Origin of the sequence: Sulfuricystis thermophila (assembly GCF_004323595.1) — a bacterium.
Taxonomy (GTDB): Bacteria; Pseudomonadota; Gammaproteobacteria; order Burkholderiales; family Rhodocyclaceae; genus Sulfuricystis; species Sulfuricystis thermophila.
In genome coordinates this window covers 1,713,037-1,729,000 of the sequence record NZ_AP019373.1, presented here as the reverse complement: position 1 = coordinate 1,729,000, position 15,964 = coordinate 1,713,037, and the positions used below count along the sequence as shown (strand labels likewise).

General features: G+C 63.8%; 18 protein-coding genes. 13 read left to right on the top strand and 5 right to left on the bottom strand.

The window, feature by feature from the left end; all coding sequences use genetic code 11:
• Positions 1 to 18 precede the first annotated feature (18 nt).
• Positions 19 to 396, top strand: coding sequence for a 50S ribosomal protein L19 (gene rplS / locus M52SOB_RS08655; RefSeq protein ID WP_131111485.1), 378 nt, complete (start codon positions 19 to 21; stop codon positions 394 to 396).
• Positions 397 to 452: 56 nt separating this feature from the next.
• Here rplS and folE2 read toward each other — a convergent pair whose 3' ends face one another.
• From folE2 to M52SOB_RS08635, 4 genes are all read right to left on the bottom strand, one after another.
• Positions 453 to 1,265: a GTP cyclohydrolase FolE2 gene (gene folE2 / locus M52SOB_RS08650; protein ID WP_131111484.1), complete on the bottom strand. Its 813-nt coding sequence runs from the start codon at positions 1,263 to 1,265 to the stop codon at positions 453 to 455.
• 88 nt (positions 1,266 to 1,353) lie between these two features.
• Complete coding sequence (gene dxs / locus M52SOB_RS08645; protein ID WP_131111483.1) at positions 1,354 to 3,213, bottom strand: 1-deoxy-D-xylulose-5-phosphate synthase; 1,860 nt, start codon at positions 3,211 to 3,213, stop codon at positions 1,354 to 1,356.
• Positions 3,213 to 4,100 (bottom strand): polyprenyl synthetase family protein, encoded by an 888-nt coding sequence (locus tag M52SOB_RS08640; protein WP_131111482.1) that lies wholly within the window; start codon positions 4,098 to 4,100, stop codon positions 3,213 to 3,215. Before M52SOB_RS08640 ends, dxs begins: the two co-directional genes overlap by 1 nt.
• Positions 4,097 to 4,342 (bottom strand): exodeoxyribonuclease VII small subunit, encoded by a 246-nt coding sequence (locus M52SOB_RS08635; RefSeq protein ID WP_131111481.1) that lies wholly within the window; start codon positions 4,340 to 4,342, stop codon positions 4,097 to 4,099. The genes M52SOB_RS08640 and M52SOB_RS08635 overlap by 4 nt, the downstream gene beginning before the upstream one ends.
• Before the next feature lie 141 nt (positions 4,343 to 4,483).
• Between M52SOB_RS08635 and M52SOB_RS08630 the strand changes: the two genes are divergently transcribed.
• Genes M52SOB_RS08630 through M52SOB_RS08620 form a run of 3 tightly spaced genes read left to right on the top strand, consistent with a single transcriptional unit; the run spans position 4,484 to position 6,800 of the window.
• Positions 4,484 to 5,596, top strand: coding sequence for an aromatic ring-hydroxylating oxygenase subunit alpha (locus M52SOB_RS08630; protein ID WP_131111480.1), 1,113 nt, complete (start codon positions 4,484 to 4,486; stop codon positions 5,594 to 5,596).
• Positions 5,593 to 5,943: a SpoIIAA family protein gene (locus M52SOB_RS08625; RefSeq protein WP_131111479.1), complete on the top strand. Its 351-nt coding sequence runs from the start codon at positions 5,593 to 5,595 to the stop codon at positions 5,941 to 5,943. Before M52SOB_RS08630 ends, M52SOB_RS08625 begins: the two co-directional genes overlap by 4 nt.
• Positions 5,943 to 6,800, top strand: a complete 858-nt coding sequence (locus tag M52SOB_RS08620; protein ID WP_131111478.1) for a sulfurtransferase — start codon at positions 5,943 to 5,945, stop codon at positions 6,798 to 6,800. The genes M52SOB_RS08625 and M52SOB_RS08620 overlap by 1 nt, the downstream gene beginning before the upstream one ends.
• Here M52SOB_RS08620 and queG read toward each other — a convergent pair.
• Positions 6,788 to 7,954 (bottom strand): tRNA epoxyqueuosine(34) reductase QueG, encoded by a 1,167-nt coding sequence (queG, locus tag M52SOB_RS08615; protein ID WP_131111477.1) that lies wholly within the window; start codon positions 7,952 to 7,954, stop codon positions 6,788 to 6,790. The two genes, M52SOB_RS08620 and queG, sit on opposite strands and share 13 nt — an antisense overlap.
• Between queG and tsaE the strand changes: the two genes are divergently transcribed.
• From tsaE to ispH, 9 genes are read left to right on the top strand one after another with little or no spacing between them, the layout of a single operon-like run.
• On the top strand, positions 7,949 to 8,476 hold the full coding sequence (gene tsaE / locus M52SOB_RS08610; protein ID WP_131111476.1) for a tRNA (adenosine(37)-N6)-threonylcarbamoyltransferase complex ATPase subunit type 1 TsaE: 528 nt from the start codon (positions 7,949 to 7,951) through the stop codon (positions 8,474 to 8,476). The two genes, queG and tsaE, sit on opposite strands and share 6 nt — an antisense overlap.
• Positions 8,413 to 9,678 (top strand): N-acetylmuramoyl-L-alanine amidase, encoded by a 1,266-nt coding sequence (locus M52SOB_RS08605; protein ID WP_131111475.1) that lies wholly within the window; start codon positions 8,413 to 8,415, stop codon positions 9,676 to 9,678. Before tsaE ends, M52SOB_RS08605 begins: the two co-directional genes overlap by 64 nt.
• A gap of 32 nt (positions 9,679 to 9,710) precedes the next feature.
• Positions 9,711 to 10,646 carry a bifunctional riboflavin kinase/FAD synthetase gene (locus M52SOB_RS08600; RefSeq protein ID WP_131111474.1) on the top strand — a complete coding sequence of 312 codons (936 nt, stop codon included), beginning with the start codon at positions 9,711 to 9,713 and terminating at the stop codon, positions 10,644 to 10,646.
• Between the two features lie 16 nt (positions 10,647 to 10,662).
• On the top strand, positions 10,663 to 13,446 hold the full coding sequence (ileS, locus tag M52SOB_RS08595) for an isoleucine--tRNA ligase (RefSeq protein ID WP_131111473.1): 2,784 nt from the start codon (positions 10,663 to 10,665) through the stop codon (positions 13,444 to 13,446).
• 17 nt (positions 13,447 to 13,463) lie between these two features.
• Positions 13,464 to 13,724 carry a hypothetical protein gene (locus M52SOB_RS08590; RefSeq protein ID WP_131111472.1) on the top strand — a complete coding sequence of 87 codons (261 nt, stop codon included), beginning with the start codon at positions 13,464 to 13,466 and terminating at the stop codon, positions 13,722 to 13,724.
• Entirely contained in the window at positions 13,721 to 14,110 is a 390-nt protein-coding gene (locus M52SOB_RS08585; RefSeq protein ID WP_172601796.1) for a type II toxin-antitoxin system VapC family toxin, read from the top strand. The genes M52SOB_RS08590 and M52SOB_RS08585 overlap by 4 nt, the downstream gene beginning before the upstream one ends.
• Before the next feature lie 7 nt (positions 14,111 to 14,117).
• Positions 14,118 to 14,591 (top strand): signal peptidase II, encoded by a 474-nt coding sequence (lspA, locus tag M52SOB_RS08580; RefSeq protein WP_284155049.1) that lies wholly within the window; start codon positions 14,118 to 14,120, stop codon positions 14,589 to 14,591.
• The gene (locus M52SOB_RS08575; protein WP_131111469.1) at positions 14,584 to 15,018 is read left to right on the top strand and encodes an FKBP-type peptidyl-prolyl cis-trans isomerase; all 435 of its coding nucleotides are present in this window, start codon (positions 14,584 to 14,586) and stop codon (positions 15,016 to 15,018) included. The genes lspA and M52SOB_RS08575 overlap by 8 nt, the downstream gene beginning before the upstream one ends.
• A complete protein-coding gene (gene ispH, locus M52SOB_RS08570) occupies positions 15,018 to 15,947 on the top strand; it encodes a 4-hydroxy-3-methylbut-2-enyl diphosphate reductase (RefSeq protein ID WP_131111468.1) in 930 nt (309 codons plus the stop codon). The genes M52SOB_RS08575 and ispH overlap by 1 nt, the downstream gene beginning before the upstream one ends.
• The last annotated feature ends 17 nt before the right edge of the window (positions 15,948 to 15,964 follow it).

The window sequence follows — 15,964 nt, the reverse complement described above, 5'->3', positions numbered from 1 at the left end:
TGACAAGGAAAACGCGACATGAACCTGATTCAGCAACTGGAAAAAGAGGAAATCGAACGCCTCGGCAAAACCATCCCCGAGTTTGCCCCGGGTGACACGGTGGTGGTGAACGTGAATGTGGTGGAAGGCGAAAGAAAGCGCGTCCAGGCCTATGAAGGCGTGGTGATCGCCAAGCGCAACCGCGGCCTGAATTCCAGCTTCACCGTGCGCAAGATTTCTTCCGGCGAAGGCGTCGAACGTACCTTCCAGACCTATTCGCCGCTGATCGCGAGCATCGAGGTGAAGAGGAAGGGCGATGTGCGCCGCGCCAAGCTCTACTACTTGCGCGACCGTTCCGGCAAGTCGGCGCGGATCAAGGAGAAGCTCACCAAGAAGGGTGGCGAGTCCAAGGAATAAGACTCGCGACCGATGACAAAAAAGGACGCCAAGGCGTCCTTTTTTGTTGGCAACCGTTATTCGCGGCGGGTTTTATCGCGTTCGATCAGCGCGTAGGCCGAGTGGTTGTGGATGGACTCGAAATTTTCCGATTCGACCACGTAGGCGTCAATGCGCGGATCGGCATTGAGCAGGCCGGCGACGTCGCGCACGATGTCCTCGACGAACTTCGGATTGTCGTAGGCGCGCTCGGTGACGTATTTCTCGTCCGGGCGCTTCAAGAGACCGTAGAGCTCGCAAGAGGCTTGGCTCTCCGCCATCTGCACGAGTTCTTCGATCCAGACGAAGCTGTTGGTGGTGGCGGTGATCGTGATGTGCGAGCGTTGGTTGTGGGCGCCGCGCTCGGAAATCTTCTTCGAGCAGGGACACAGGCTGGTGGCCGGCACGACGACGCGCGTGGTCTGCCGATAGCCGTCGTTTTCGATGATCTCGCCGATGAAGGTGACGTCGTAATCGAGCAGGCTCTTCACCTTCGAGATCGGCGCTTCCTTGTTGATGAAGTAGGGAAAGCTCATCTCCAGATGGCCGGTCTTGGCTTCGAGCTTCTTCACCATCTCGCGCAGCATCGGTTCGTAATTCTCGACCGAGATTTCGCGCTCGTGGGCGTTGAGGATCTCGACGAAGCGCGACATGTGCGTGCCCTTGAAGTTGTGCGGCAGGCCGACGTACATGTTGAAGGTGGCGATCGTGTGCTGCACGCCGCCGCTCTTGTCGAGCACCTTGACGGGATGGCGGATCGATTTGATGCCCACCTTGTTGATCGGCAGCTGGCGGGCATCAAAGCTCGATTGGACGTCAGGAATGGCCATGGTGATGTCTTTCAGGTTCATGGGAATGTCTCCGTGGGGTTGGGGATGCGGCCGGCTCGCTGACCGTCCGTCGTTCTGGAACCCTATATAACATTCCCGACTAGATTTCTCAAGTAAGGGTGGAAAGAAAATGCCTGATGCGATCGATGATGCCTGCACCGCTCAGGCTCAGCTCGGCGAGCATCTGGCCTTGCTCGCCATGTTCGATGAATCGATCCGGCAGCCCGAGGCGCAGCAGGGGCTTGGTCTGCCCTGTATTTTCGAGCGCCCGGGCCACTTCTGCGCCGGCGCCGCCAATGATGGCATTTTCCTCGACGGTGACCAGCGCGTCATGGCTGTCGGCGAGTCGCCGCACCAGATCGGTATCGAGCGGCTTGACGAAGCGCATGTTGGCAACGGTCGCATCGAGCGCCTCGCCGGCTTCCAGCGCGGCCGCCACCAGGGTGCCGAAGGCGAGGATCGCCACCTGCTTGCCCTGGCGTCTGAGCTCACCCTTGCCGATGTCGATGGCGTCCAAAGTCGGCGCTGGCGGCACGGCAGGGCCGGTGCCGCGCGGATAGCGGACCGCCGCGGGGCCCGGATAGTGGTAGGCCGTGGTCAGCATGCGCCGGCATTCGGCCTCGTCGGCCGGCGCCATCACGACCATGTTGGGAATGCAGGTGAGATACGAGAGGTCGAAAGCCCCTTGGTGCGTCGCGCCATCGGCACCGACGATGCCGCCGCGGTCGATCGCAAAGGTGACGTCGAGATTCTGTAGCGCGACGTCGTGGATCAGTTGGTCGTAGGCACGCTGCAGGAAAGTCGAGTAGATCGCCACCACCGGTTTCATGCCGCCGCAGGCCAAGCCCGCAGCGAAGGTCACCGCGTGCTGTTCGGCGATGCCGACATCGTGGAATCGCCTCGGAAAGCACTCGGCAAAGCGCGTCATGCCAGAGCCTTCGCACATCGCCGGCGTGATGGCGACGAGACGGTCATCGGCGGTTGCCATGTCGCACAGCCAGTCGCCGAACACCTGCGTGAAGGTGAGTTTGCCGGCGCCCTTGGCGCTCTGGATGCCGTTGGCGGCATCGAACTTCGACACGCCATGGTAGAGCACCGGATCGGCTTCGGCGAGCTTGTAGCCTTGTCCCTTCTTGGTGATGATGTGCAGGAACTGCGGTCCCTTGAGCTCACGCAGGTTTTCCAGCGTCGGGATCAGCGATTCGAGATCGTGACCGTCGATCGGGCCGATGTAGTTGAAGCCGAACTCCTCGAACAGCGTGCCAGGCACGAACATGCCTTTGACGTGTTCTTCGGCGCGCCTGGCAAGTTCCAGCAACGGCGGGGCGACGGAGAGCACACGCTCGCCGGCCCGGCGCGCGGCGTTGAAGGTGCGGCCGGAAAACAGCCGCGCCAGATACTTGTTGAGCGCGCCGACCGGCGGCGAGATCGACATGTCGTTGTCGTTGAGGATGACGAGCAGGTTGGCGTCCGCCACGCCGGCGTTGTTGAGCGCTTCGAAGGCCTGGCCGGCCGACATCGCGCCGTCGCCGATGATGGCGACGACGTGTCTGTCTTCGCCGCGGTCGCGCGCGGCGATCGCCATCCCCAGCGCTGCCGAGATCGAGGTCGAGGAATGGCCGACGCCGAACGTGTCGTAAGGCGATTCCTCACGGCGCGGGAAACCGGAAATGCCATCCTTCATCCTCAAGCGCGCCATCGCCGCCCGACGGCCGGTGAGGATCTTGTGCGCGTAGGTCTGATGGCCGACGTCCCAGACCAGCAGATCGTGTGGTGTGTCGAACACCGCGTGCAGAGCGATCGTCAGCTCGACGGTGCCCAGATTCGACGACAGGTGGCCGCCGGTTTTCGAAACCGTCTCGAGCAGGAAAGCGCGCAGCTCGGCGGCGAGCTCGGGCAGCCGCTCGCGCGGCAGGGCGCGCAGCGCGGCCGGGTCGTCGATGGTTTCGAGCAGGGGATAAGCCGTCATCAGAAGCTGCGCTCGGCGATGAAGCGGGTGAGTTGAGCCAGACGCGCGGTGTCGAGCGGGCAGCCGGCCAGGGCGGCCTGCGCCTCTGCGCGCAACTGCGCGGCGAGCGCCTTGGCGCGCGGCAGACCCAGCATGCTGACATAGGTCGGCTTGTCCTGCGCGGCATCCTTGCCGGCGGTCTTGCCGAGCGTCACGGTGCTGCCTTCGGCGTCGAGGATGTCGTCGATCACCTGGAACAACAGGCCGGCGCGGTTGGCGAAGTGACCAAGCGCGGCGAGTGTGGCGTCATCCGCTTCACCGCAATGGGCGCCAAGCAGGACGGCGGCGCGGATCAAGGCGCCGGTCTTGCGGATGTGCATGAACTCGAGCTCTTCCAGCGCGAGCGTCGCGCCGACGGCGGCGAGATCGAGCGCCTGGCCGCCGGCCATGCCGCGCGAACCGGCCGCCTGGGCGAGCAGGGCGATCATCGCCAGTCGGCGCTGGCAGGACGGCACGGGCGATTCGGCCAGCACCTGGAAAGCCAGGGTTTGCAATGCATCGCCGACCAGCAGCGCGGTGGCCTCGTCGTATTCGACATGGCAGGTCGGGCGACCGCGCCGCAGCACGTCGTCGTCCATGCAGGGCAGGTCGTCATGCACCAGAGAATAGGCGTGGATCAGCTCGACCGCGCAGGCGGCGGCATCGAGCGCCTGCGCGTCGGCACCGAGCGCCTCGCCGGCGGCATGACACAGCAGCGGGCGCATGCGCTTGCCACCGCCGAGCACGCTGTAGCGCATCGCGGTGTGCAGCCGCGCGGGTGCGGTGGCCGCCGGTGGCAGCCAGTGGTCGAGGGCCGCCTCGGTGCGCCGCTGAATCTCCCCCATCCAGTGCAGGAAAGCGTCGTTCATGGTGCGTCGGCCTCCTTGGATGCGAGCGGCGTGAGCTCCTCGCCGCTGAGGATGCGGATTCGTTGCTCGGCGCAGGCCAGGGTTTCCTGACAGAACTTGAGCAGCGCCATGCCGCGCTCGTAGGCGGCGAGCGATTCTTCGAGCGGCAGATTGCCCGTTTCCAGCGTCTGGACGAGGCGTTCCAGTTCCTGCAGCGCGGCCTCGAAGGAGATGGGTGATTCGGTTGCGATCGATTTCATCATCGGGGGCAATTTCGCGAACCCCGCAAAATAGCCGATGCTGCCCCCCGAGGTCAAATGCACTATACTTTCCGACTCTTTTCTTGACCACGTCCCGGCACGGTAAGGTGCCGATTTGGCGCATTTTCCTGGAGGTTGATGGATATGTCCGACATCGCAACGCGGGCGCGGCTGGCCCCGGGGGTTTCCCAGTTTCCCGTCGAATGGTATTTCGACGAAAAACTCTTCGAACTGGAGAAAAAACTCCTCTTCGATGCCGGGCCAGGCTATGTCGGCCATGAACTGATGGTGCCGGAACTCTACGACTATCGCTCCACCGAATGGACCGACCACTCGCATCTGCTGACCCATCAGCCGGACGGTTTCTATTTGATGTCGAACGTCTGCCGTCATCGCCAGGCGATCATGCTGCAAGGTTCGGGCAAAGCCGACAAGACCATCGTCTGCCCGATCCACCGCTGGACCTACGACACGGAAGGCCAGCTGATCGGCGCACCGCATTTCCCCGCCAATCCTTGTCTCAATCTCGACAAGGTCAAGCTGGAGCGCTGGAACGGCCTGCTCTTCAAGGGGCCGCGTTCGGCGAATGCCGATCTCGCCGGCATGAAGGTGGCCGGCGAGTTCGATTTCACCGGCTACAAGCTCGACCACGTCGAGCTGCACCAGTGCAACTACAACTGGAAGACCTTCATCGAGGTCTATCTCGAGGACTACCACGTCGTGCCCTACCATCCGGGCCTGGGCAACTTCGTCACCTGCGACGACCTGACCTGGCAGTTCGCCGAGTGGTATTCGGTGCAGAAGGTCGGCATCACCTCGCTCGCCAAGCCCGGCTCCAAGACCTACGCGCAGTGGCACAAGGCGGTGCTCGACTACTACAACGGCGAGCTGCCCAAGCAGGGCGCGGTGTGGCTCACCTACTATCCGAACATCATGGTCGAGTGGTATCCGCACGTGCTCGTCGTTTCCACCCTGATCCCGCAGGACGTGCAGAAGACCCTCAACGTCGTCGAGTTCTACTATCCCGAGGACATCGCGCTGTTCGAGCCCGAGTTCATCAAGGCCGAGCAGGCCGCCTACATGGAAACCGCGATCGAGGACGACGACATCGGCGAGCGCATGGATCGTGGCCGTTATGCCTTGCTCAAGCAGGGCAAGAACGAGGTCGGGCCCTATCAATCGCCGATGGAGGATGGCATGCAGCACTTCCATGAGTTCTATCGCCGTCTGATGTCCGAGGCGCTGGCCGGAAAATGATTACCATCGACCACAACCCGCAGTATGTCAGCCTGGCCGTGATCGGCGAGTTCACCCTTGCGGACTTCACCGAGTTCGAGGAGTATCTGATCGCCAACGATTTGTTCGATGGCTCTCACAGCCTGCTCTTCGATCTCACCGAAATGGCGGGATTCACGGTCGATGTCGCGGTGGAGGAAATCAAATTCACGCGCCTGCATGGTGGCGATTTCAAGAAGATCGCCATCGTCACCGACAGCCAGTGGCTGGCGTGGAGCGCCTGGCTGGAAAAAGCTTTCATCGCGGCCGAACTGCGCGTCTTCGACGATGTGGCAGAGGCGCGCGCCTGGCTTGCCGAGGAAGCGTGATGGCGACGACCCTGGTCAGCGTCGACGAACTCGCCGCCCATCTGGACGATCCTCGCTGGGTGGTGTTCGACTGTCGCCATGACCTGGCGAACACCGAATATGGCGCGCAAGCCTGGGCGAAGGCGCACATTCCTGGCGCGTTGTTCCTGCATTGCGACCGCGACCTCTCCGGGCCGATGACCGGAAAGAACGGTCGCCATCCACTGCCGGCCATCGAGACCTTCGCGCGACGGATGGGGGAATGCGGCATCACGCCCGACACCCAGGTGGTGGCCTACGACAACGAGGCGAGCGCCTTTGCATCGCGCCTGTGGTGGCTGCTCAAATGGCTGGGCCACGACAAGGTGGCGGTGCTCGACGGGGGGCTACCCGGCTGGCGGCGCGCCAAGCTGCCGCTCGACACCACGGTGAAAACCGTGACGCCGGCGCAGTTCGTGCCACAGCCGCGTCCCGAGATGCTCGTCGATGCCGCCTATGTCGAACGCCATCTGCATCAGCCGGACATGCTGCTCATCGACGCGCGCAGTGAGGATCGCTACGCCGGCGAAAACGAGCGGCTCGATCCGGTGGCCGGCCACATTCCGGGCGCGCTCAACCGCTTCTACTACGACTGTCTCGACGACGCGGCGATCTACTTCAAGCCCGCCGATGAATTGCGGGCGGAATTCATCGACCTGATCGGCGATCGCGACCCGCGCAGCGTCGTGCATGTATGCGGCTCGGGGGTGACGGCTTGCGTCAATGTGCTCGGAATGGAGATCGCGGGACTGTCCGGCTCGAAGCTCTATCCGGGCTCGTGGAGCGAGTGGTGCGCCGATCCCGCGCGGCCCTATGTCACTGGGGATCAGCCCGGATAACGCGACAAGGCCCAGGCCACATGCTCGCGCACCAGCGCCGACGGATGCTCCGCTCGCGCGAGCAAAGCCGCTTTCGCTGCAGGGTCTGGTGCGGCATTGCCGAGTGCTATGGCGATGTTCCTCAGCCAGCGCTCGTAACCGATGCGCCGGATCGGCGAGCCCGCCAGCCGCTCGTTGAATTCACTCTCGCTCCAGGCGAATAGCTCTACCAATGTCGCTCGGTCCAGACCGTGGCGCGGCAGGAAATCGGCTTCGCGGGTCGTCGGTGCATGGCGGTTCCAGGGACAGACGAGCTGGCAGTCGTCGCAGCCATAGATGCGGTTGCCGAGCAGCGGACGCAGTTCCGCTGCAATGCTGCCGGCATGCTCGATGGTCAGGTAGGAAATGCAGCGGCGGGCGTCGAGCCGGTAGGGGCCGAGAAAGGCGCCGGTCGGACAGGCCGTGAGACAAGCAGTGCAGCGGCCGCAATGATCGGCGATCGGTCCATCCGGCGGCAGCGGTAGATCGACGAACAGCTCGCCGAGGAAAAACCACGAACCGCTGCGCGACAGGAGCAGCGTATGTTTGCCGCGCCAGCCGAGGCCGGCGTTTTTGGCAAGCTCCACTTCCATCACCGGCGCGGAATCGGTGAAGGCGCGATGGTTGATGGGGCCCGTTTCGGCCTCGATCCGCTCGGCGAGCCTTTGCAAGCGGCTGCGCACGACCTTGTGGTAGTCGCGGCCGAGCGCGTAACGCGAGATGACGGCCTGCGGCGCATCGCGGAAGTCGGCGCTGGCGGGAAATGGGGCGTCCCGCCGGGCGCCGCCTTGTCTCGGAGAGTCGGCGCTGGCGGGAAATGGGGCGTCCCGCCGGGCGCCGCCTTGTCTCGGAGAGTCGGCGCTGGCGGGACGGCACTCCGGAAAAGGGTGGGCGGGCAGATAGTCCATCCGGCAGGAAATCACGCAGCGCGTGCCCGGTACCAGTTCGGCCGGCCGTGCCCGTTTCGCGCCGTGACGGGCCATATAATCCATCGTGCCGTGACAGCCGGCGGCGAGCCAGTCGAGCAGTCCCTGTTCTGCGCTGCCGAGATCGATGCCGGCAAAGCCGACCGCGGTAAAACCCAGCTCCCGTCCCCAGCCGCGGATCTTTTCCTTGAGGGCAGTCCAGTCGTGCATGCCACCGATGATAACCGCCGTGAATTTCAATTACCCGACGAGACGGCCACGCTGGCGTTGGGGGCTTGGCTTGCCGGCCTATTGCCTAAAGATGTGAGCCCTGCGGCCGTCATTTATCTCGAAGGCGATCTCGGCGCCGGCAAGACCACGCTGGTGCGCGGACTGTTGCAAAAACTCGACTTTCGCGGACCGGTCAAGAGCCCGACCTTCACCCTGGTTGAACCTTATGTAATTTCTGGATTACACTTATATCACTTTGATTTTTATAGGTTCAATTTTCCGGAAGAATTTCTCGATGCCGGAGTGGACGAATACTTCGCCAATGAAGGGCTTTGTCTGGTCGAGTGGCCAAATCGGGCGGCACCTTATCTGCCGCCGCCGGACATCTCCATCCGGCTCCTGCATGCCGGCGATGGCCGTCATGCCTGCATCGAAGCGGTCAGCGAACGGGGGCGGCGATGGCTAGCAAGCTCTCCGGCTTTACCCGCCGCGACTTCCTCCGCGCCGGCCCGGCCGTCCTGACCCTGCTGGTCACGCCACTGGGCCGGGCGGCGGCGCCGACGCTCATCGGCGTGCGTGTTTGGCCGGCGCCCGATTACACGCGGGTGACCATCGAACACGATCAGCCGATCGAGTTCCGGCAGATGCTGCTGAAAGACCCGGAGCGGCTGGTGCTCGATCTCGAAGGGGTCGAATTCAATTCGGTGCTCGCCAGCCTGCCGGGCAAGATTCTCGACGAGGATCCGCAAATCAAGCTGATCCGCGCCGGCCGTTTCAAACCCGGCGTGGTGCGCATCGTCATCGAGCTGAAGGGCGAGGTGAAGCCGCAGCTCTTTGCCCTCAAGCCGATCGGCAGCTATGGCCATCGGCTGGTGATCGATCTCTACCCGGCAGTGCCCCCCGATCCGCTGTTGGCGCTATTGGAAAAACGCGCTCAGGACGATCCATTCGCCCTGGCCGACCCGGCGGCCGATCGCAAGCCTCGTGCCGAGGAGCCCGATATCACGCGCCTAATCACCGTGGTCATCGACCCCGGTCACGGTGGCGAAGATCCGGGCGCGATCGGCGCCGGCGGCAGCCGCGAGAAGGATGTCACGCTGGCGATCGCGCGCCGCCTCAAGGCAAAGATCGACGCGACGCCGAACATGCGCGCGCTCTTGACGCGCGATGGCGACTACTTCATTCCGCTCCAGCAACGCGTCGCCAAGGCGCGGCGCGTCAAGGCCGACCTGTTCGTCTCGGTGCATGCCGACGCCTTCATGAAGCCGACCGCACGGGGTTCGTCGGTGTTCGTGCTGTCGGAAAATGGCGCCTCCTCGTCGGCCGCGCGCTGGCTCGCCGACCGGGAGAATGCCGCCGATCTGATCGGTGGCGTGAATCTCGGCAACAAGGATCCGCATCTCGCGCGCACGCTGCTGGATCTCTCGCAGACGGCGACGATCAACGACAGCCTCAAGCTCGGCCGCGCCGTGCTCAACGAGATCGGCGGCATCAATGACTTGCACAAGGGGCATGTCGAGCAGGCAGGCTTTGCCGTGCTCAAGGCCCCGGACATTCCCTCGATCCTCGTCGAGACTGCCTTCATTTCCAATCCCGAGGAAGAGAAACGTCTCACCGACGAGGCGTACCAGAACCAGATGGCCGAGGCGCTGCTCTCCGGCATGAAGCGCTACTTCGCGCAGAATCCGCCCGCGGCGAAATCGAAGCTGGCAAGGCTCTACTGATACAATCAGGCGTTTTCCACGCGCCTCAAGAGATGCAGTTTTTCCGCACCATTCCAGCGCAAGCGGCGTCCTCCCGCGTGCTCGCCATCGGCAATTTCGACGGCGTGCATCTCGGGCACCGCGCCTTGCTCGAACGCCTCACCACCACGGCACGCGGGTTCGGCCTGCCGGCCGCGGTGATGACCTTCGAGCCGCATCCGCGCGAACTGTTCGCGCCTGAGCAGGCGCCGGCGCGGCTCACCAGCCTGCGCGAGAAGCTCGGCCTGCTCGATGCTTGTGGCATCGACGAGGTGTATCTGCTGCATTTCTCCCGCAAGCTCGCCAGCCTCACCGCCGAGGAGTTCGTCGAGCGCCTGCTGGTGCGCGGCTTGGGTGTGCGGCATCTGATCATCGGTGACGATTTCCGTTTCGGCAAGGGGCGCGCCGGCGACTTCACGATGCTGCAGATGGCTGGCAAGCGCCTCGGCTTTTCCGTCGAGGCGATGCACACCATCGAGATCGACGGCGAGCGCGTTTCCAGCTCCGCGGTGCGCGAGGCGCTCGGCGCGGGCGATCTCGAACATGCGGCGCGGCTCCTGGGCCGGCCTTACTGCATTTCCGGTCGTGTCGTGCATGGCGACAAGATCGGTCGCAAGATTGGCTGGCCGACGGCGAACATCCAGTTGAAGAGAAAGCGCGTGGCGCTCACCGGTGTCTTCGCCGCGACGGTGTCGGGCCTGGACAAGCGCCACCTGCCGGGCGCGGCGAGCCTGGGCGTGCGGCCGACGCTGGGGCTGGGCCTGCGACCCGTGCTGGAAGTCCATCTGTTCGATTTCGATCAGGAGATTTATGGCGCGCATGTCACCGTGCATTTCCTGCACAAGCTGCGCGAAGAGATGAAGTTCGATTCGTTCGATGCGCTGGCCGCGCAGATCGCCTGCGACGTGGCGGTGGCGCAGAAATATTTTTCCGCAAGGCTGACAGTTTGAGCCCAGGGTAAGCAAGATGGCCGACTACAAGAAAACCCTCAACATGCCCGACACGCCCTTTCCGATGCGCGGCGATCTGGCCCGCCGCGAGCCGGGCTGGGTCAAGGCGTGGCACGACAAGCAGCTCTATCGCAGGATCCGCGAAGCATGCCGCGGCCGTCCGCGCTTTACGCTGCACGACGGTCCCCCCTATGCCAATGGCGACATCCACATCGGTCATGCGGTGAACAAAATCCTCAAGGACATCATCGTCCGCTCGAAAACGCTCGCCGGTTTCGATGCGCCTTATGTGCCGGGCTGGGACTGTCACGGCCTGCCGATCGAGCATCAGATCGAAAAGACGCACGGCAAGCACCTCGAAGGCAATCGGGCGCGCGCGCTGTGCCGCGCCTATGCGCAGGAGCAGATCGAACGGCAGATGAAGGATTTCATCCGTCTCGGCGTCCTGGGCGACTGGGAGCATCCCTACAAGACGATGGAATTCAAGACCGAGGCGGCCGAGATCCGCGCCCTCGGCGAGCTGTATCGCAAAGGTTATCTCTTCAAGGGGCTGAAACCCGTCAACTGGTGCTTCGACTGCGGCTCGGCGCTCGCCGAGGCCGAGGTCGAGTATGCCGACAAGAAGAGCCCGGCGATCGACGTCGCCTTCCCGCTCGATCCTGCCGAGCGCGTTCGTCTTGCCGGCGCCTTCGGTTTGGCCGCTCTGCCGGAAAAGCCCGTCTATGCGGTGATCTGGACCACCACGCCGTGGACCATTCCCGCTAACCAGGCCTTGAACGTCCATCCCGATTTCGTCTATGAGTTGGTCGACACCGAAAAGGGGCTGTTGATCCTCGCCGCCGAGCTGCGTGCCGCCGCACTCGAGCGTTTTGGACTCCACGGCCGCGTGCTGGGCGCCTGTCAGGGCTTGGCGCTCGACCGGATGCAATTCCGCCATCCGTTCTATGACCGCGCCTCCCCGGTTTTCCTCGGCGATTATGTGACGCTCGATGCAGGCACCGGCATCGTGCATTCCGCGCCGGCCTATGGCGTCGAGGACTATGAATCCTGCAAGCGCGCCGGGATGAGGAACGAGGACATCCTCACCCCGGTGCAGGGCGATGGCCGCTTTGCGGAGAGTCTGCCTTTCTTCGGCGGCATGAACGTCTGGCAGGCCAATCCGGCCATCATCGACAAGCTCGCCGAAGTCGGCTGCCTGTTGAACCGCGCCGAGATCACGCATAGCTACATGCACTGCTGGCGGCACAAGACGCCGATCATCTATCGTGCCACCACGCAGTGGTTCGTCGCGATGGATCGCGCCACGCCCGAGGGCGGCACCCTGCGCGACGCCGCATTGCAAGCCATCGAAGCGACCGAGTTCTTCCCGCCGTGGGGCAAGGCACGGCTGTCCGCGATGATCGCCAACCGTCCCGACTGGTGCGTCTCGCGCCAACGCAACTGGGGTGTGCCGATCCCGTTCTTCCTGCACAAGGAAACCGGCGAGCCGCATCCGCGCACGCTGGAGCTCCTCGAAGAGGTGGCCAGGCGTGTCGAAGCCGGTGGCATCGAAGCCTGGTTCGCGCTCGATGCCAAAGAACTGCTCGGCGAGGAGGCGGCGCACTACGACAAGATGAGCGATACGCTCGACGTCTGGTTCGATTCCGGCACCACGCACTGGACCGTGATGCGCGGCTCGCACCAGGACGATTGCACCTATCCCGCCGATCTCTATCTCGAAGGTTCGGATCAGCATCGCGGCTGGTTCCACTCCAGCTTGCTCACCGGCTGTGCGATCGATGGCCGCGCGCCCTACAAGGGTCTCTTGACCCACGGCTTCGTCGTCGATGGCAAGGGCATGAAGATGTCCAAGTCGAAGGGCAACGTCGTCGCCCCGCAGCAGGTCGCCGACAAGCTGGGCGCCGAAATCCTGCGCCTGTGGGTCGCCGCGACCGACTATTCGGGCGAACTATCGATCTCGCAGGAAATCCTCGACCGCGTCGTCGAGGTCTATCGCCGCCTGCGCAACACGTTGAAGTTTTTGCTTGCCAACACCGCGGATTTCGATGCGGGCAAAGACATGCTGCCCGTCGGGGAGTGGCTGGAGATCGACCGCTTTGCGCTGGCGCTTGCGCATGAGCTGCATGACGTTTGCACCAAGGCCTATGAACGCTATGAGTTCCATAGAGTCGTGCAGGCGTTGATGAACTTCTGTGCCGAGGACTTGGGTGCTTTCTACCTCGACATCCTCAAGGACCGTCTTTACACCAGCAGCGCCGCCTCGCGCGCACGCCGTTCGGCGCAGTCCGCGCTATGGCACGTCACCGAAAGCCTGACCAGGCTGATGGCGCCGATCCTCGCTTTCACTGCCGAGGAAATCCGCGCGGTGACGGGTCGCGACAGCGTGATGCTGGAAACCTGGCATGTCTTGCCCGAGATCGCCGGCAGGGAGGCGCTACTGGCACGCTGGCGAACGATCCGCCAGGTGCGCGCCGAGGTGATGAAAGCGATCGAGGAAGTGCGCAGCCAGGGCAGGATCGGTTCCTCGCTGCAGGCCGAGGTCGAAATTCGCGCGGCGGGCGAAACCCACGACCTGCTCGCTGCGCTCGGCGAAGACTTGAAGTTCGTGCTGATCTGCTCCAAGGCCACCGTCGTCCCTGCGCCGACGAGCGAAATCATCGTCACGCCCAGCCCGCACAAGAAATGCGCGCGCTGCTGGCACTGGCGCGAGGACGTCGGCCATGATCCGGCGCATCCGGAACTCTGCGGCCGCTGCACCCGCAACCTCTTCGGCGCGGGCGAGGCGCGCACGTTTGCGTGAATGAAAAGGAGACCGTCATGGAAGCCATCAGGCAAATCGTGCAAGTCGAGGACAGCAAGGTGACCGTCGTCTTGCCGACCACCTTTCCTTCTCGGCGCGTCGAGGTCATCGTCCTGCCAGTCGAAGCCAACATGAATCTTTCCGCCAACAGTCCGGCACACGCTGCATTGCGTCGGCCTTCCCCGGCGATCGCGGGCAAGGGGCGCATTCTCGGCGATATCCTTGGGCCAGCCGTGCCAGCCGAGGACTGGGAAAGCACGCACGAGACGACGCGGTGATCCTCCTCGATACGCATATCTGGCTCGACTGGATCATCCGCGGGCCGCAGTACCTGCCCACGGCGGTGCAAAACGCCATGGCAGAAGATGAGCTGGCGGTATCCGCCATATCGTGCTTCGAAGTGGCGATGCTTGCCCGGCGCAAAATCATCGAGCTTGAAATGCCTGTCGCAGACTGGTTGCAACAGGCACTGGCGCCCTCTGGCGTGCGTTGCATTTCGGCGAGTTGCGAAATTGCTGCATTGGCCGTCGAGTTGTCGCCGATCCATAAAGATCCGGCCGACCGCATCATCATCGCCACGGCGGTGCTGCAAGACGCTCGCTTGGCAAGTCGCGATAGCGTATTTCCGCAATATCCGGAACTGCGTCATCGCTTGATCTCATGAGCAAATCGTGAGCCCTCCGGCGTTGCGCTGGTACGCTCTGGCCGGTCTCGTGATCCTGCTCGACCAGATCACCAAGGTCTGGGTGCTGGCAGCCTTTCATCTGCACGAGAGCATCACCATCACGCCGTTCTTCAATCTCGTGCTGGTGATGAACCCGGGCGCCTCGTTCAGTTTCTTGGCCGATGCCGGCGGCTGGCAGAAATGGTTCTTTATGGCGCTGGCGCTGGCGGTCTCGGCCTGGCTGGTCGTCATGATCCGCCGGCATGCGGGCGAGCGCCTGCAACCGGGAGCCTTCGCGCTGATCCTCGGTGGCGCTTTGGGCAACGTCATCGACCGGCTGCGCTTTGGCGCGGTGGTCGATTTCCTCGACTTTCACGTTGCCGGCTGGCACTGGCCGGCCTTCAACGTCGCCGACTCGGCCATCACCGTCGGTGTCATACTGCTGCTCTGGCAGCAACTCAGGCACACGTCCCATGACTGAACGCGTCAAACTCGACAACCTCGTGACCCTCCACTACCGCGTCGCCACCGCCGACGACACCGAGATCGTCTCGACCTTCGGTAGCACGCCCGCCACCCTGCAGCTGGGCAGCGGCGAACTCGCGCCCACCCTCGAAGCCTGTCTCGAAGACCTGCCGGTCGGCGAGCGCCATGTCTTCCTGCTCGAGCCGCATCAGGCCTTCGGGCCGCACAACCCGGAGCTGATGAAGCGCCTGCCGCTCGATGAGCTGCCCAACGGTGGTGCCGACATCGGCGTCTTGACGCTCGTCGAATTCGCAGCGCCGAACGGCCAGAAATTCGCCGGGCTGGTGCGTGAAATGGATGCCGAGACGGCGCTCATCGACTTCAATCATCCCCTCGCCGGCAAGTCGATCCGTTTCGAGGTCGAAGTGATCGGAGTGCTCTGATGCAAATCCTGCTCGCCAACCCCCGCGGTTTCTGCGCCGGCGTCGAACGCGCGATCAGTATCGTCGAGCGCGCGCTGGAAAAGTTCGGTGCGCCGATCTATGTGCGCCACGAGGTCGTGCATAACCGCTTCGTCGTCGATGACCTGAAAGCCAAGGGCGCCGTCTTCGTCCATGAGCTCGACGAAGTGCCCGATGGCGCGACGGTGATCTTCTCCGCCCACGGCGTGCCCAAGAGCGTGCGCGCCGAGGCCGAGCGGCGCGACCTGAAAGTGTTCGATGCCACCTGCCCGCTGGTGACCAAGGTGCATCTCGAAGTCGAACGCCATCGCAAGGCCGGCCGCGAGGTGATCATGATCGGCCACAGAGGGCACCCCGAAGTCGAAGGCACGATGGGGCAATGGCCGGATGGCATGTATCTGGTCGAGAACGTTGCCGACGTGGCCACGCTGAAACTCGGCGCTGGCGGGACGGCACCTCCTTTGGCCTACGTCACCCAGACCACCCTCTCGGTGGATGATGCCGCGGCGATCGTCGCGGCGCTGAAGGCCCGCTTTCCCGACATCGTCGGCCCGAAGAAGGACGACATCTGCTACGCGACGCAAAACCGCCAGGATGCCGTGCGCCGGCTCGCCCAGCAGTGCGATGTGATCCTCGTCGTCGGCTCGCCCAACAGCTCGAACTCCAACCGCCTGCGCGAAGTGGCCGAGCAGCAGGGCGTGAAAGCCTGGCTGATCGACCGCGCCGCGGAGATTCGTCCCGAATGGTTCGCGGCCGCGAACGCGGTCGGCGTCACGGCCGGCGCCTCGGCGCCTGAGGCGCTGGTCGCCGAAGTCGTCGCGGCCGTCGCCAAACTCACCGGCGCCCCGCAGCCGGAAATCGCGCAGGAAGACGAGGGCGTGCGCTTTCCGTTGCCGAAAGGGCTCGACTGACGGGGACATGACTGCCG

Excerpts from the sequence above, each read along its gene's own strand:
- rplS (WP_131111485.1), top strand. The coding sequence starts at position 19 with ATGAACCTGATTCAGCAACTGGAAAAAGAGGAAATCGAACGCCTCGGC.
- folE2 (WP_131111484.1), bottom strand. The coding sequence starts at position 1,265 with ATGAACCTGAAAGACATCACCATGGCCATTCCTGACGTCCAATCGAGC.
- dxs (WP_131111483.1), bottom strand. The coding sequence starts at position 3,213 with ATGACGGCTTATCCCCTGCTCGAAACCATCGACGACCCGGCCGCGCTG.
- M52SOB_RS08640 (WP_131111482.1), bottom strand. The coding sequence starts at position 4,100 with ATGAACGACGCTTTCCTGCACTGGATGGGGGAGATTCAGCGGCGCACC.
- M52SOB_RS08635 (WP_131111481.1), bottom strand. The coding sequence starts at position 4,342 with ATGATGAAATCGATCGCAACCGAATCACCCATCTCCTTCGAGGCCGCG.
- M52SOB_RS08630 (WP_131111480.1), top strand. The coding sequence starts at position 4,484 with ATGTCCGACATCGCAACGCGGGCGCGGCTGGCCCCGGGGGTTTCCCAG.
- M52SOB_RS08625 (WP_131111479.1), top strand. The coding sequence starts at position 5,593 with ATGATTACCATCGACCACAACCCGCAGTATGTCAGCCTGGCCGTGATC.
- M52SOB_RS08620 (WP_131111478.1), top strand. The coding sequence starts at position 5,943 with ATGGCGACGACCCTGGTCAGCGTCGACGAACTCGCCGCCCATCTGGAC.
- queG (WP_131111477.1), bottom strand. The coding sequence starts at position 7,954 with ATGCACGACTGGACTGCCCTCAAGGAAAAGATCCGCGGCTGGGGACGG.
- M52SOB_RS08605 (WP_131111475.1), top strand. The coding sequence starts at position 8,413 with ATGGCTAGCAAGCTCTCCGGCTTTACCCGCCGCGACTTCCTCCGCGCC.
- M52SOB_RS08600 (WP_131111474.1), top strand. The coding sequence starts at position 9,711 with ATGCAGTTTTTCCGCACCATTCCAGCGCAAGCGGCGTCCTCCCGCGTG.
- ileS (WP_131111473.1), top strand. The coding sequence starts at position 10,663 with ATGGCCGACTACAAGAAAACCCTCAACATGCCCGACACGCCCTTTCCG.
- M52SOB_RS08590 (WP_131111472.1), top strand. The coding sequence starts at position 13,464 with ATGGAAGCCATCAGGCAAATCGTGCAAGTCGAGGACAGCAAGGTGACC.
- M52SOB_RS08575 (WP_131111469.1), top strand. The coding sequence starts at position 14,584 with ATGACTGAACGCGTCAAACTCGACAACCTCGTGACCCTCCACTACCGC.
- ispH (WP_131111468.1), top strand. The coding sequence starts at position 15,018 with ATGCAAATCCTGCTCGCCAACCCCCGCGGTTTCTGCGCCGGCGTCGAA.